The sequence below is a fragment of the Methylocystis sp. genome (assembly GCF_050251305.1).
Classification (GTDB): domain Bacteria; phylum Pseudomonadota; class Alphaproteobacteria; order Rhizobiales; family Beijerinckiaceae; genus Methylocystis.
Map to the genome: position 1 here is coordinate 96,110 of NZ_JBFWNB010000005.1, position 12,964 is coordinate 109,073.

At 63.5% G+C, this 12,964-nt stretch carries 14 protein-coding genes, 1 tRNA gene and 1 pseudogene; 12 read left to right on the forward strand and 4 right to left on the reverse strand.

Features of this window, described 5'->3' with window-relative positions:
- The first annotated feature begins 2 nt into the window (after nt 1–2).
- From AB7F41_RS03295 to AB7F41_RS03310, 4 genes are all read left to right on the forward strand, one after another.
- On the forward strand, nt 3–2,591 hold the full coding sequence (locus AB7F41_RS03295; RefSeq protein WP_428382242.1) for a PAS domain S-box protein: 2,589 nt from the start codon (nt 3–5) through the stop codon (nt 2,589–2,591).
- A 647-nt stretch (nt 2,592–3,238) separates the two neighbouring features.
- Nucleotides 3,239–4,078 carry a hypothetical protein gene (locus AB7F41_RS03300; protein ID WP_428382241.1) on the forward strand — a complete coding sequence of 280 codons (840 nt, stop codon included), beginning with the start codon at nt 3,239–3,241 and terminating at the stop codon, nt 4,076–4,078.
- Nucleotides 4,075–4,674, forward strand: coding sequence for a type II toxin-antitoxin system VapC family toxin (locus AB7F41_RS03305; protein ID WP_428382239.1), 600 nt, complete (start codon nt 4,075–4,077; stop codon nt 4,672–4,674). Before AB7F41_RS03300 ends, AB7F41_RS03305 begins: the two co-directional genes overlap by 4 nt.
- A gap of 702 nt (nt 4,675–5,376) precedes the next feature.
- Complete coding sequence (locus AB7F41_RS03310) at nt 5,377–5,688, forward strand: hypothetical protein (RefSeq protein WP_428382237.1); 312 nt, start codon at nt 5,377–5,379, stop codon at nt 5,686–5,688.
- A 109-nt stretch (nt 5,689–5,797) separates the two neighbouring features.
- Here AB7F41_RS03310 and AB7F41_RS03315 read toward each other — a convergent pair whose 3' ends face one another.
- Nucleotides 5,798–6,268, reverse strand: a complete 471-nt coding sequence (locus AB7F41_RS03315) for a VOC family protein (RefSeq protein ID WP_428382236.1) — start codon at nt 6,266–6,268, stop codon at nt 5,798–5,800.
- A 199-nt stretch (nt 6,269–6,467) separates the two neighbouring features.
- On the opposite strand from AB7F41_RS03315, the gene AB7F41_RS03320 reads away from it, so the two are divergent.
- Entirely contained in the window at nt 6,468–6,941 is a 474-nt protein-coding gene (locus AB7F41_RS03320; RefSeq protein WP_428382234.1) for a MarR family winged helix-turn-helix transcriptional regulator, read from the forward strand.
- Nucleotides 6,938–7,426, forward strand: coding sequence for a VOC family protein (locus AB7F41_RS03325; protein ID WP_428382232.1), 489 nt, complete (start codon nt 6,938–6,940; stop codon nt 7,424–7,426). Before AB7F41_RS03320 ends, AB7F41_RS03325 begins: the two co-directional genes overlap by 4 nt.
- A gap of 45 nt (nt 7,427–7,471) precedes the next feature.
- On the opposite strand, the gene AB7F41_RS03330 is transcribed toward AB7F41_RS03325, so the two are convergent.
- Nucleotides 7,472–7,708: a thioredoxin gene (locus tag AB7F41_RS03330; RefSeq protein WP_428382230.1), complete on the reverse strand. Its 237-nt coding sequence runs from the start codon at nt 7,706–7,708 to the stop codon at nt 7,472–7,474.
- Nucleotides 7,709–7,778: 70 nt separating this feature from the next.
- The gene (locus AB7F41_RS03335; protein WP_428382228.1) at nt 7,779–8,477 is read right to left on the reverse strand and encodes a MarR family winged helix-turn-helix transcriptional regulator; all 699 of its coding nucleotides are present in this window, start codon (nt 8,475–8,477) and stop codon (nt 7,779–7,781) included.
- Between the two features lie 99 nt (nt 8,478–8,576).
- Between AB7F41_RS03335 and ftsY the strand changes: the two genes are divergently transcribed.
- The 6 genes from ftsY to AB7F41_RS03365 all read left to right on the forward strand — a co-directional run bounded on the left by ftsY (nt 8,577) and on the right by AB7F41_RS03365 (nt 12,392).
- A complete protein-coding gene (ftsY, locus tag AB7F41_RS03340) occupies nt 8,577–9,623 on the forward strand; it encodes a signal recognition particle-docking protein FtsY (RefSeq protein ID WP_428382226.1) in 1,047 nt (348 codons plus the stop codon).
- 6 nt (nt 9,624–9,629) lie between these two features.
- Nucleotides 9,630–10,232, forward strand: coding sequence for a septation protein A (locus tag AB7F41_RS03345; RefSeq protein ID WP_428382225.1), 603 nt, complete (start codon nt 9,630–9,632; stop codon nt 10,230–10,232).
- Between the two features lie 211 nt (nt 10,233–10,443).
- Entirely contained in the window at nt 10,444–10,587 is a 144-nt protein-coding gene (locus AB7F41_RS03350; RefSeq protein ID WP_428382223.1) for an oxidoreductase, read from the forward strand.
- A 69-nt stretch (nt 10,588–10,656) separates the two neighbouring features.
- Complete coding sequence (locus AB7F41_RS03355) at nt 10,657–11,598, forward strand: tyrosine recombinase (protein ID WP_428382222.1); 942 nt, start codon at nt 10,657–10,659, stop codon at nt 11,596–11,598.
- Nucleotides 11,599–11,702: 104 nt separating this feature from the next.
- A complete protein-coding gene (locus AB7F41_RS03360; protein WP_428406439.1) occupies nt 11,703–12,266 on the forward strand; it encodes a bactofilin family protein in 564 nt (187 codons plus the stop codon).
- Nucleotides 12,267–12,316: 50 nt separating this feature from the next.
- A tRNA-Glu gene (locus AB7F41_RS03365) sits at nt 12,317–12,392 on the forward strand.
- Between the two features lie 447 nt (nt 12,393–12,839).
- Here AB7F41_RS03365 and AB7F41_RS03370 read toward each other — a convergent pair.
- Nucleotides 12,840–12,964: pseudogene (locus AB7F41_RS03370) on the reverse strand (porin family protein); the annotation flags it as partial.

The window sequence follows — 12,964 nt, forward strand, 5'->3', positions numbered from 1 at the left end:
GGATGGAAACGCTCACGGCCGATCGCGCCATCCTTGACGCTTTCGATGAGGCTCTTTGCATTCTGGAGTCGTCGGGGGCCTTGCGGTCGATGAACCGCGCCGCCGAACGTCTCACTGGCTATGCTGAATGCGAGCTTCGCGGCCAGCCGTTCCTTGCGCGCATTGCCGCGGCGGCGGCGGATGATTGCGAGCCTGTGTCGCCCTCGCAGCGGGAGCGCGCGCGGCTCTCCTTGCGCGTCCGGCGCAAGGACCAGACGACGCTCGACATTCGCTGCGAAGTGGACCCGCTTTCCGGCGACGGCAATGGCGGCTCGCTTCTCAAGCTTCGTCCGGTCGACGGGTCAGGCGCGACGGATGCGCTCGACGACGCCAAGCAGATGCTTGCGACGATCTTCGACGGCATGGCCGACGGCCTCGTGGTGATCAATGAGGTCGGCGACATTTTGCTGTTCAGCCGGGGCGCGGAGAAACTGTTCGGCTATCGCGCCGAAGACGCGCTCGGAAGAAACGTCAAGCTGCTGATGCCGTCGCCCTATCACGAGGCGCATGACGGCTATCTCGCCGCCTATCGGAAGACCGGCGTCAAGAAGATCATCGGCGTCGGCCGCGAGGTGGTCGGCCGGCGAAAGAACGGCTCGACCTTTCCGATGTATCTGTCGATCGGCGAAATCCGGCTGCAGGGCCAGCGCTATTTCGTCGGCGTCACGCATGATCTTACCCGACTGAAACGGGCCGAGGACAGATTGCTGACGCTTTCCGCCGCCGTCGAGCAAAGTCCGATCGGGCTGATGATCGCCAACCGAAACGGCGAAATCGAATATGTGAACAGCCGCTTCGCGACGCTGACCGGCTATCCGGCGCATGAGCTCATCGGCCAGAACCCGCGCATCCTGCAATCGCAGCGGACCGAGAACGAGCAGTATCGCCGGCTCTGGGAAAGCATCAGCGCCGGCGTCGAATGGCGCGGGCAGATCCAGGACCGACGCAAGGACGGCAAGCTCTATTGGGCGTCGGAAATCATCGCGCCGCTGCGCGACCCCAAGGGCGAGATCACCCATTATCTCGCCATTCAGCAGGACATCACGGAGCAGAAGCGCGACAAGGAGGCGCTGCTCGAGAGCGAACAGCGCTTCCGGCAAATCGCCGACATGGCCGGCGACTGGCTGTGGGAGCAGGATCAGGACGGCCGCTACACCTACAGCAGCAGCGCCGTCGAGGACGTGCTCGGCATGACGCCCGAAGAGGTGGTCGGCAAATCCTATGTCGATCTTTTCGCGAGGCGGGCGCCGCAGGACGCCGGCGACGCGCAGGGCCCGATCGCGCTGCGCCGGCCCTTCCACCGCGTCGTCAATCACTACCGGGACAAAAACGGCGGCGACGTCTTCACCGAGTCGACCGGCGCGCCGATCTTCGACGACGCCGGACGCCTGATCAAATGGCGGGGGGTCGACCACAACATCACCTCCCGCAAAAAATTCGAGGACCTGCTGCGCGTGCGCAACCGCGCGATCGAGGCCGTTCCGATCGGCATTGCGGTGTGGGACGCGCAGGCCCCCGGCGTGCCCAACGTCTACGTCAATCCGGCGCTCAGCCGGATCACCGGCTTTACGCGCGAGGAGCTGCTCGGGCACAGCCTGCATCTGCTGGAGGGGCCGGAGACGGATCCCGCGGCGCTCGAGGCCGTTCGCGCCGCCATCCACCAGCGCGGAAGCTGCCAGGTGACGGTGAAATTCTACCGCAAGGACGGAACGGCGTTCTGGGACGAGCTGCTGATTTCGCCGGTCGCCAATGAGGCGGGGCGCATCACCCATTTCGTCAGCGTCCACGCCGATATTTCCGACCGGCGCCGGGTCGAGGAGAGCCGTCACGAACTCGAGATCGCCAAGCACATTCAGCTGTCGCTGCTGCCGAACGCGCCATTGCGCACGCCGCATATGGAGATCGCCGGGATCTGCGTGCCGGCGACGCATGTCGGAGGCGACTATTTCGACTATTTCGAAAACTCCGGCGTCGTCGACATCGTCATCGCCGACGTGTCCGGCCACAGCGTCGGCGCGGCGCTGATCATGACCGAAGTGCGCAGCACGCTGCGCGCCGAGACGCGCAAGGCGACGTTGAGCGGGCCGGCCGAACTTTTGCGCGACCTCAACGAGCTGCTGCACGAGGATCTGTTCGCCGCCGACCTGTTCATCACCATGTTTTACGTGCGCTTCCTGCCGCAGACGCGCATGCTGCAATACGCCAACGCCGGACATAATCCGCCGCTGCTGTTGCGCGCGGAGGGCGCGGCGTGCGCGCAGCTCGACGCGGATGGCCTCGTGCTCGGCGTCCTGCGCGCGGTCGATTTCAAGGAGGGGAGCGTCGAACTCGCCGCCGGCGACAGGCTGCTGTTCTACACGGATGGAATCACCGAGGCGCAAAACCGCCAGGGCGATTTCTTCGGGCTCGAACGCCTGTCCGGCTCCTTCATGCAGCATCGCGGGCTTTCGCCGGGCGATCTCATCAAGGCGGTGCTGGCCGACGTGCGCGCCTTCCGCGGCGAGGCGCCGGCGACCGACGACGTCGCCATGGTGGTCGCGGAAGTGCGGTGACGCCGGCGCGCCCGAATGCGGGCGCGCGAAGATGTCCCGCCGCCGTGCGGCGCGGGGTGCGAGCGGTCCGGGACGCCCCGGCCGTCGCTGGCCGCAGCGCAGAGAACTGTCTTCGACATCCGGTTTCTCCCGGACACGGATCGCGTCGTCTCGCCGCCTCCGGGCCGAGGGAGCCGCTCCCCATCGTTCGGGTAACCAACGCCCGCGCCAACCTCGGATATTATGGTCCGGGCCTTCAAAGCCTGCACATGAGTTTCGTCGCGCCTTGCGGCGCTTCGAAGGGGCTCATGCGTCTCCGCGCGAAGGAGAGAAGCCCAGACCGGCGACGCGCCGCCGGATCAGGGAACGTGGGTCGTTCGTCCCGCCGGATCCGTCCTTCGCCGGCGCCGCTCGACCCTGAGCCGCGCCCTCGCTTGACGAAGGCGAGCGGATGATAGGAATTTATTCATAGGATGTCAAGAGAGCCAGTTAGACTTAGTCACGATTCTGAGGTCTCGTCAGAGAAGTTCGAAGGCGGCGCTTTAGCCGTTTCGCAGCCTCATAGCCGTCCACTTGAGAATTCATCGCTGAGACAAGTTACAGCGCCCGATTCACAAGCCGACGGGTTTGTGAGACACTCCGAGGCTAAACAGCCCGATTTTTTGGTAATGAGTATGACTGCCCTCGCGGGGAACCAGATAAGCTTTTGCCTCCATGGGCCTGCGTCGGAGATTGAACGGATCTCCGGTACTATTTTCGCGCTTAAACTGCACGCTCTCGTTTCCGCGCTGAAAGCGGCTGACGCAGCTGTAAATGGCAGGCGCATACATGACTACTTCGTCACAACAGAGCACTCCGATACGCCCACTGCAATCCTTTCCGAAGAAACAGAAAAACCTCAACGCATTTACGGGGCAAATTCTGGAATTTCAGCTTTTAAGTCGTGCGCAGAAGCCATCATTGAAGGCGACTTCGATAGAGCGAGGGAATTCGGGGCGACGGTGAACCGGATCGCAAAACTCGCCGCCGGCGCCGCGACCAAGGCTTTTAGTTACGCCGAGGTAAAAATAGCTAGCGCCGATGGCCTGCGCGTAGATGATTTCCTTAAATCGAGAGCAGCCAGAGTATTAGAGCCTTCTCCCCTCCAGTCGATCGTCGGGCCATCAAAACGTTGGTTCCACGGCAGTGTCTTCGGGACATTCGATGGGAAAATCCGCGCGGTCGAACTTCGTGGCTCTCTGCCAGAAATTACGCTCTGCCTTACAGCTGGAGGCGCTGAGATTAACTGCATCTGCACTGATAAACTGCGCCAGCAAATTGGCGCAGCCGTTTCGGCCGATAGTCGTGTCACTGTTTCTGGAAAGGCAATCTATGACGAGTCTCAGCCCCTGCCGCTCCGCATAGTGGTTTCGCAGATCAAGCTTGTTCGCGACCACGGGGACTTCACAAAATGGTCTGGCGCATTTGAGCCATTTGAAGTCGAGACTTGGCCGGAGGACGATGAATGATTCGTCCGAAAAATGTTTTCTGGGATTCCTGTTGCTTCATTCGTTTCATCACAAGATATCCAGAACTTCTTGCCGATATGGAGCAGTACATTAAGGAGGCGCGTGAAGGCAGCATTGCAATCCATTTTTGCACGATTGCGTTCGCTGAAATCAGGCCGAGGTATTTCAAGGAGAGCGCTTATGGCTCTATTGAGGAGTTTTTTGACCACTGGGGGAGCGCGTTTGTCCCAATCGACCCTAACGCAAACATACTTATTGAGGCCGGCCGTATCCGTGACGTTGATCCGATAAACCCAGCCGACCCAAATATCGCCGACGATCTGAAACGAAAAGTTGGCGCAGCTGACGCGATTCACCTTTCAGCTTGTCTTTTCCTGCGTGATGCGATGGGCTTAAACGACATCGTTTTTCACACGTTCGACGAAGGAAAGGGGAAGACAACCTCTGAGGGGAAATGCGTTCCGATCATTGGTTTTGAACGGTGGTTCCCGGCAGAAAGCAGATCCGCGGTGCTCAATGAGGTTTGTTCTCTAACAAGATGCAAACCCAAACACTATGCCCCGGACCTAGCGACAGGAGCGTCTCATGGCGGGTGACCAGCTGTCACTGCCCGAAACGGTCAAGACGGACCGACTTGCCGATTTCGTGTCCAAAAAGGAGTTTTCCTTCGCGCCGCGCTTCACGAGAGCCGTGGATTCTCGTCGCGCTGTGCGCCGGGAATGACAGAACTGAGCGATGCAGCGCTTGGGGCCCAGATAAAGGGGTCCAGTGTCATTCCCGACAGGCCGAAGGCCTGATCGGGAATCCAGAGCAGGTTCGCGAAGGATCAGCTTTTCTGGATTCCCGATCGCGCGCTGCGCGCGCGTCGGGAATGACACTGGGGTCAATTTCAAGCGTGCGCGTCGGGGTCGTCATTGCGAGGAGCGCAGTGACGAAGCAATCCAAAAGTCGCAGGCGGATTCTGGATTGCTTCGCCTCCGGCTCGCAATGACGACCCCGATGGCTGTCACGCGCGATCGGCAATAGAGAGATCGCGAATGATCGGCTTTTCTGGATTCCCGATCGCGCGCTTGCGCGCGTCGGGAATGACAGGGCTGCTTGCGCGCGCGTCGGGAATGACACCACGGCCTATCACCAAAGGCGCGCGTCGGGAATGACGCTACATCGCCGCGCTTGGGAAATGACAGCCTTGCTCGCATGTTTCCAAACGACAGCGAGGCTTTCGCTATCCTCTTGACCTGCGGCTCAAGCAGCCAATGTCACACGCATATGCCCCAGCGCTCAGCGAGGGTGGTTCAATGCACAATTATCGTGTTCGCGAAGTCAAATTCATCGAGACCGAAGGCGGCCATGTGAAGCTGAAGCCGCTGCGCGAATATGAGCGCGAAGCGTCCGATGCGGCGAGCGTCATCGCCGAGGTCAGCCGCTTCTTCGAGTTGGAGCTCTCCAGTCCCAAGGCGCTCGACGTCGTCGATTTCGACGAGGTGATCATCCTCGACGAAAACGGCGCGTTCGTCGCGCGATTCGGCGTCGCCGACTTCTGGGAGCGCGAGTGGAACGCCGTCGCCGCGAAGAGCGAGGCCGCCGCGCAGATGTCGCGTTCGGCCTAGAGCAGGCTCCGAAAAAGTTGACAGACTTTTTCGATGAGAACCTGCTCCAACGTTTTTATTTTGAGCGATTCCTTATCGATCACATGATTCCATGTGATCGGGAAGCGCTCTAAGGGGACTCGCCGCGAAACGCCGCTTCGACGGCGGCGAGGTCGATCTTCACCATGCCGAGCATCGCCTGAAAGGCGCGCTCGGCCGCGGCGCGATCCTCATCCATGAACATGCGCGGCAGCGCCTCCGGCACGATCTGCCAGCAGAGTCCGTAGCGGTCCTTCAGCCAGCTGCATTGGATCGGGGAGCCGCCGCCGGCGAGCAGCTTCTCCCAGATCTCGTCGGTCTCGCGCTGGTCCCTGGTCATCACCGAGATCGAGAAGGCCTCGTTGTGGATCGTCTCGCGGCCCATGTTCAGCGCCTGATAGGGCGTCCCGGCGAGGGTGAAGGAGACGAGCAGCGCGGGCCCGTCCGGTTCGCGGCGGAAGGCGCCTTCGAAGACCGAGTCGGGAATGACCGAGACGTAGAAGCGCGCCGCTTCCTCCGCCTGATCCTTGAAGGCGATGCAGGTTCTGACGTTCGGATTCATGGTTGCTCCTTGGCGCTGTCATTCCCGACGCGCGCTTGCGCGCGATCGGGAATCCAGGACTTCACCCGACGTGCTTGGTGTGAGTCTGGATTCCCGATCAGGCCTGCGGCCTGTCGGGAATGACACGTTGCGATTGTATTGCGCTTCGAACGAAAAGCTGGACAATTCCTATAAACGTTGATATCAATATAATAACGCCATGTCAAAGAAGCTGCCGATCGAGGTCGTTCATGAAGTCCGCGACTGCTGTCTCTGCCTTGCCGCGCAGCGCGCCGCGCGCCGGCTCGCGCGCCGCTTCGACCGCGCCTTCGCGCCGCTCGGACTCACCAATGGGCAGTTCTCGCTGATGATGTCGCTGAATGCGCCGCAGGCGCCGACTCTCGGACGTCTCGCGGAGGCGCTCGCCATGGATCGCACGACCTTGACCGCCGCGCTGAAATCGCTGGAGCGGCGCGGGCTGGTGGTCACGCGGCCCGACGAGAAGGATCGCCGCGCGCGCCGGCTCTATCTGACGGATGCGGGCGGCGATCTGCTCGCCGCCGCGCTGCCGATCTGGCGGCGCGAACATGCCGCGATCGACGCCGGCTTTTCGCAAAGCGACGGCCAAAGACTGCGCAAAGCGCTGCGCACATTGGGGGCTGAAACACCTAAAGGAAAGGACGCGACGCCATGAACGCCAAAGCCGAGAACACTCCGCCATGCCTGCGCTCGATCACGCCGCATCTCATCTGCGCCGGCGCGTCCGACGCGATCGAATTTTACAAGAAGGCGTTCGGCGCTGAGGAGATGTTCCGCCTGCCGGGCGCGGACGGAAAACTGATGCATGCGTCGGTGAAGATCGGCGACTCGATGGTGATGCTGGTCGACGAAATGCCCGAATGGGGCGCACTCGGGCCGAAGGCGCTCAAGGGCTCGCCGGTCACGATCCATCTCATGGTCGACGACGTCGACGCCGTCTTCGCGCAGGCGGTCGCCGCCGGCGCTGCGGTCAAGATGCCGGTCGCCGACATGTTCTGGGGCGATCGCTACGGGCAGGTGATCGACCCCTTCGGCCATCATTGGTCGATCGCCACGCATGTGCGCGACATGACGCCGGACGAGATCCAGGCGGCGGGGCGCGAGGCGATGGCGAAGGGCTGCGCCGACGCGACGGCCTGACGGAAGCGGACAGCGGGCCGGCGGGGCCGGCCCGCATGATTTCCGTTACTTCAGCGCCGCGAGATCGGCGCCGAAATTGATGTGATAGGGCTGTCCGGCGATGACCAGCGCCGGCACCGACTTCACGCCGGCCTTCTCGGCTTCGGCGATGCGGCTTTTGGCGACGCCGAGATGGACGTGCTCGACCTCATATTTCGACGGATCGAGACTGTCGGCGAGCTTGCGCTCGGCGTCGACGCAGACCGGGCATCCGGCGTGGTAGAAAATCGCTTTCTCTGACATAGTGGGATTCCTCCTTCGTGCTGCGAAGCGGGATCGGGGCGGTTCGCTGTCGCCAACTCGGCGGACCGCCTCATTTGACGCCCGAGGGCGCCGGCTCTGCGGCCGCGCTGGGCCGCGTCTCTCTCGCGGCCGCGCCGGGCGGCGGGCCGCAAGAAAACTGTCGCCAAAGCTCTTCCGGATCCTGCGCCGCTTCGTGATCGGCGCAGTCCAGCCGCAATGACCCGTCGCCGAAGGCGGCGTCGACGAAGGCGCAGTGATGCGGCGCCGCGGCGTCCGCATGCGCATAGGGACGGAAGTGCCGGCAGGCGACGCACATGCGCTGGGGCGCGATGGCGCCTTCGCGCTGCAGATGGCGAATAAGCTTGACGACCAGCGCCAGCAGCTGCGTCTGCTCGCCGACGTCGAGCGCCGCCAGCGCGCGTTCGGTCGCGCCGACGCGCGACTCGAGGCTCTTCGCCAGGGCGCGTCCGCGCGCCGTCGCCGAGGCCGTGGTGGCGCGGGCGTCCTGCGGCTCCGCGCGCCGCTCGGCGAGCCCCTTGCGCTCCAGGGCGGCGATAGAATCCGTCGCCGTCGGCTGCGAGACGCGAAGCTCGGCCGCCACCGCGCCGACGCGCGCGCCGCCGCGTCGCGACAGGAAACTCAAAATCTGCGCCTGGGTCGGATTGAGCGGCGTCTTCGACAACGCCTCCCACTGATCGGCGCGCAGCGCCGCTCCGAGACGTTCGAGTCCGTCGTGCAGTCTGCGCGGGAGGGCGGTCGGCTCCATCATGAGGCAGAATATATAGGAGTGCTATCTAACTTCAAGCGCCGGCGGGACGCCGGGCGCCTTCTGGCCCTTTCTCCCGGTCTGGTGTAGGCATCCGCCTGCATGAGCAATGAAGACGGCAAGAAGCGCGGCATGTTCTCCCGCCTGTTCGGCGGCGGCCAGAGCGAACCCGCGCAAGACGCTGCGCCCGAGCCGGCGCCCGAGGAGAAAAAGCGGTCCTGGTGGTCGCGTCTTTCCGGCGGCCTCTCGCGCACCTCGCAAGCGATCACCCAGGGCGTCGCCGACGTCTTCACCAAGCGCAAGCTCGACGCGCTGACGCTCGAAGAGCTGGAAGACGTGCTGCTGCGCGCCGATCTCGGCGTCGGCGCCGCGACGCGCATCACCGACGCCGTCGGCAAGGCGCGCGTCGAACGCGACATCGAGCAGGAGGAAGTGCGCGAAATCCTCGCGCGCGAAGTCGAGCGGGTGCTGGAGCCGGTCGCCACGCCGCTGGTCGTCGACGAGAGCAAAAAGCCGTTCGTGATCCTGGTCGTCGGGGTCAATGGTTCGGGTAAGACGACGACCATCGCCAAGCTCGCCGCCAGATGGACCGGCGAGGGCAGGACCGTCGTGCTTGCGGCGGGCGACACGTTCCGCGCCGCCGCGGTCGAACAGCTCAAGGTCTGGGGCGCGCGGCTCGGCGCCGAGGTCGTGTCGGGCGCCGAAGGCGCCGACGCGGCGGCGCTCGCTTTCGATGCGATCCGGCGCGCGAAAGAGCAGAACGCCGACATTCTGCTCATGGATACGGCGGGGCGGCTGCAAAACCGCGCCGAACTGATGGCCGAGCTTGAAAAAATCGTGCGCGTGATCAAAAAAGCGGAAGCCGATGCGCCGCATGCGGTGCTGCTCGTTCTCGACGCGACCGTCGGTCAGAACGCGCTGCAGCAGGTGGATGTCTTCGAGCGCGTCGCTGGCGTCACCGGCCTCGTGATGACCAAGCTCGACGGCACCGCGCGCGGCGGCATTCTCGTCGCCATCGCCGAGGCCTACGGGCTGCCGATCCACTTCATCGGAGTGGGGGAAGGCGCGGAGGATCTGGAGCCCTTTGCGGCGCGCGACTTCGCGCGGGCGATTGCGGGACTTGAAGAGACGACAGAGGCGGAAAGCTAGAGAGACATGACGCAGCAAACGGCCGTCGCGGCGAAGAAAAAGCTCAATCCCTGGCTGAAGCTCGCGCTTGAATTAGGACCGCTCCTGCTGTTCTTCGTCGCCAATTCGAAATACGGCATCTTCGCCGCGACCGGCGTGCTGATGGCCGGCGTCGTCCTGACGCTCGCCGTGTCCTGGGCGATTACGCGGCATCTGCCGGCGATGCCGGTCGTCACCGCGGCGCTGGTGCTGGTCTTCGGTTCGCTCACATATTTTCTGCATGATGAGACCTTCATCAAGCTGAAGGTGACGATCCTTTATGCGCTGTTTGGCGCGGGGCTGATCGGCGCGCTCTATTTCGGCAAACTGCTGTTGCCGATCGTCTTCGACATGGCGATTCACATCGACGACGCCGGCTGGCGCAAGCTGACATGGCGCTGGGGCCTGTTCTTCTTCGCTCTTGCGGGATTGAATGAAGTTCTGCGTCGCGTGCTGACGACCGACGACTGGGTGAATTTCAAGGTCTTCGGCATATTGCCGCTGACGCTCATTTTCGCCGTGTCTCAGGCGCCGCTCATCATGCGCCATGAAATCCGGCCCGAGGACGAAGATCCGGAAGCGCATTTCTGAAGTCGCGCGTGGCGCGGGTTCGCATGCGGGGCGACCAGGAAATTTCCTCGCGCCGTTAGGCGGTTAAACATGAATTTCCTGTCATGATGGCGCGCGCCGCTGCGTCCGGGATTCCCGGGGCGTGCGGCCTCTCGAACCCCGTCCGGGTTGCAATCGCGGCGCGTTCGGGCGAATAGAGTCGCAGGCTTTACAGGGGGGCTGAGTCGAATCCTTGCCCAGTCTCATTCGCTTTTTGATCATCATTGGGGTCATCGTCGGAATTGTCTACGGCGTCATGGTCGCGCTCGTCACCTATGTGACGCCGCAGCCGCGCGAGATGACCTATACTGTCCCGGCGCAACGGCTGAATAAATGACGTCTGTCATTTGACGTCCACGGAGCTTCTGTCATTCGACGTCCACGGAACTGATGCGAAATTGAACGCATGACATCCGACGCAGCGTCTCAGATCGACGCGTTTCTCGATATGCTGGCCTCCGAGCGCGACGCGGCGCGCAACACGCAGGACGCCTATCGGCGCGATCTTTCCGATTACATTGCGCATCTTCGTGCAAACGGCTGCGCGCCGCGCGTGGCGACGACCGCGGACATTCGCGCCTATCTCGCATCTTTGGAGCCGCGCCGCATGTCGGCGGCGACCATCGCGCGGCGCATTTCGGCGATTCGCCAGTTTCACAAATTTCTCTATGTGGACCGGCATCGCGACGACGATCCCGCGGCGGCGCTCGAGGGTCCGCGCATGCGGCGCAGCGCGCCGGGCGTGTTCACCACAGCCGAGGTCGATCATCTGCTCGCCGTTGCGAGCGAAGGATTGGAGGACGAGAGCCGGCCCCCGCGCGAGCGGCTGCGCGCCATGCGCCTCTATGCGCTGCTCGAAACGCTCTACGCCACCGGCCTGCGCGTCTCCGAACTGGTCTCGCTGCCGAGAAGCGCCGCGCATTCGCGCGACCCCTTCGTCGTCATTCGCGGCAAGGGCGGGCGCGAACGTCTGGCGCCGCTGACCAATCGCGCGCGCCGCGCGCTTCTCGCCTATCGCAAGCTGCTCGAGGAGACGGAGCCCGGGCGCGCCGGCGCGAGCTTCCTCTTTCCCGCCGACAGCGACAGCGGCCACATCACGCGCCAGGCCTTTGCGCGCGACCTCAAGGCGCTCGCGGGCGCGGCGGGCCTGCCGGCGGCGGCCATGCATCCGCATGCGCTGCGCCACGCATTCGCCAGCCATCTGCTGCAAAACGGCGCCGATCTGCGCGTCGTGCAGGAGCTGCTCGGCCACGCGGACATATCCACGACGCAAATCTATACGCATGTGCTCGACGAGCGCATGCGCGCGATGGTGCGCGATCTGCATCCGCTGTCCGAGGGCGACTGAACGGCGCTCAGTCGTCCGCCGGCATGCGCTTTTTTCCCGTTGAATGTTGTGACGCGCCCAACGTAAGCTTTTCGGCGCTTATTTGTGATTGAGGGAGTTTGGCGATGGCGAAGAATGCGATGGTTTTTCGACCCGAGGAAGAGAATGTCGCCTATATCGGCGCCGGCGTGACGCTGAAGGGCGAAATCTCGGCCTCCGATCTCATCATCGTCGACGGCGCCATCGAGGGCGATGTTTCGGCGCGCGTCATTCAGGTCGGGCAGGCGGGCGTCATCCGCGGCAGCGTCACCGCGACGGAAGCCGACGTCAGCGGCTGGATTTCCGATCACGTCGAGATCAAGGAACTGCTCGTGGTCCGCGCCACCGGACGCGTCGAGGGCAAGGTGACCTATGGCGAAATCGAGCTCGAGAAGGGCGCCGTCATCGTCGGGGATCTGACCGCGCTCGAGGAATATGGCGCCGCGAAGCCGGCGTCCGCGGCGAAAGCGAGCGCCGAACGCGTCGAGGTCATGGGCGCGCTGCCGAAGCCGTCGTCGATCGAGCGCATCAACGAGGCGGTGCGCAGCGCCAAGGGCGGCAAAGGCGGTCTCTATCTCGCCGCCGACGGCGAGGAAAAGCGCGTCACGACGCGCGCGCTCATCGGCCGCAAATCCTCCGCCGGCGCTTAAAGCGGCGGCTTGCCCGGCGGGTCGCGGCGGTCTATAGAACGCTCCTTCCCGCTCCCTTCGTCTAGCGGTCTAGGACGTCGCCCTCTCACGGCGAAAACAGGGGTTCGAGTCCCCTAGGGAGCGCCAAAAAATCAATAAGTTGCTCTAAAGCAGCGATGGCTTCGGCTCGGCGCCCAACGGGCGCGCGATAGCGTATTTCGGCAAATGATTCAGCCGAGAGGCGGGCGCAAAGTTGAGAGAGTCACTGAGGGACCGCGCCGGGGAATTGAACGCGGACGCGTGGACGCCGCTGTTTGTCGAAGAAATCCGTGTCTTCGGGCGTTGGGTCGCCGCGTCGGCCTCTCTGGCGCCTGCGTGCACAGCCCCATGTGGCGCGCGCACAACAATCGCTCTCGACGCCACCTAAAAAATAGTCTTGCCGGAAAAATAGTCTTGCCGTCAGGAGACGTGCGCGGTTGCTCCGGGCGCCAACAGACCTTGCCGCCGTTAGAGCTACGCCGCCGCCGTCACGAACGAAAAAGCCCGGCCACGAGGGCCGGGCTTCGTTGAGATCGATCGGGCTCGAACGATCGATCAGTATTTGGCCAACACCGGCGCCGGAGAGCCGAAGTTGAAGTGGTAGTTGATGCCCGCGCGGATCGTGTGGAAGCGCGTGCGGTTGTTCACGTTGTTGAGGCCGAAGCCGGGGTTGAGCGCCC

Excerpts from the sequence above, each read along its gene's own strand:
- ftsY (WP_428382226.1), top strand. The coding sequence starts at position 8,577 with ATGAGCAATGAAGACGGCAAGAAGCGCGGCATGTTCTCCCGCCTGTTC.
- AB7F41_RS03310 (WP_428382237.1), top strand. The coding sequence starts at position 5,377 with ATGCACAATTATCGTGTTCGCGAAGTCAAATTCATCGAGACCGAAGGC.
- AB7F41_RS03315 (WP_428382236.1), bottom strand. The coding sequence starts at position 6,268 with ATGAATCCGAACGTCAGAACCTGCATCGCCTTCAAGGATCAGGCGGAG.
- AB7F41_RS03360 (WP_428406439.1), top strand. The coding sequence starts at position 11,703 with ATGGCGAAGAATGCGATGGTTTTTCGACCCGAGGAAGAGAATGTCGCC.
- AB7F41_RS03335 (WP_428382228.1), bottom strand. The coding sequence starts at position 8,477 with ATGATGGAGCCGACCGCCCTCCCGCGCAGACTGCACGACGGACTCGAA.
- AB7F41_RS03325 (WP_428382232.1), top strand. The coding sequence starts at position 6,938 with ATGAACGCCAAAGCCGAGAACACTCCGCCATGCCTGCGCTCGATCACG.
- AB7F41_RS03320 (WP_428382234.1), top strand. The coding sequence starts at position 6,468 with ATGTCAAAGAAGCTGCCGATCGAGGTCGTTCATGAAGTCCGCGACTGC.
- AB7F41_RS03300 (WP_428382241.1), top strand. The coding sequence starts at position 3,239 with ATGAGTATGACTGCCCTCGCGGGGAACCAGATAAGCTTTTGCCTCCAT.
- AB7F41_RS03295 (WP_428382242.1), top strand. The coding sequence starts at position 3 with ATGGAAACGCTCACGGCCGATCGCGCCATCCTTGACGCTTTCGATGAG.
- AB7F41_RS03345 (WP_428382225.1), top strand. The coding sequence starts at position 9,630 with ATGACGCAGCAAACGGCCGTCGCGGCGAAGAAAAAGCTCAATCCCTGG.
- AB7F41_RS03330 (WP_428382230.1), bottom strand. The coding sequence starts at position 7,708 with ATGTCAGAGAAAGCGATTTTCTACCACGCCGGATGCCCGGTCTGCGTC.
- AB7F41_RS03305 (WP_428382239.1), top strand. The coding sequence starts at position 4,075 with ATGATTCGTCCGAAAAATGTTTTCTGGGATTCCTGTTGCTTCATTCGT.
- AB7F41_RS03355 (WP_428382222.1), top strand. The coding sequence starts at position 10,657 with ATGACATCCGACGCAGCGTCTCAGATCGACGCGTTTCTCGATATGCTG.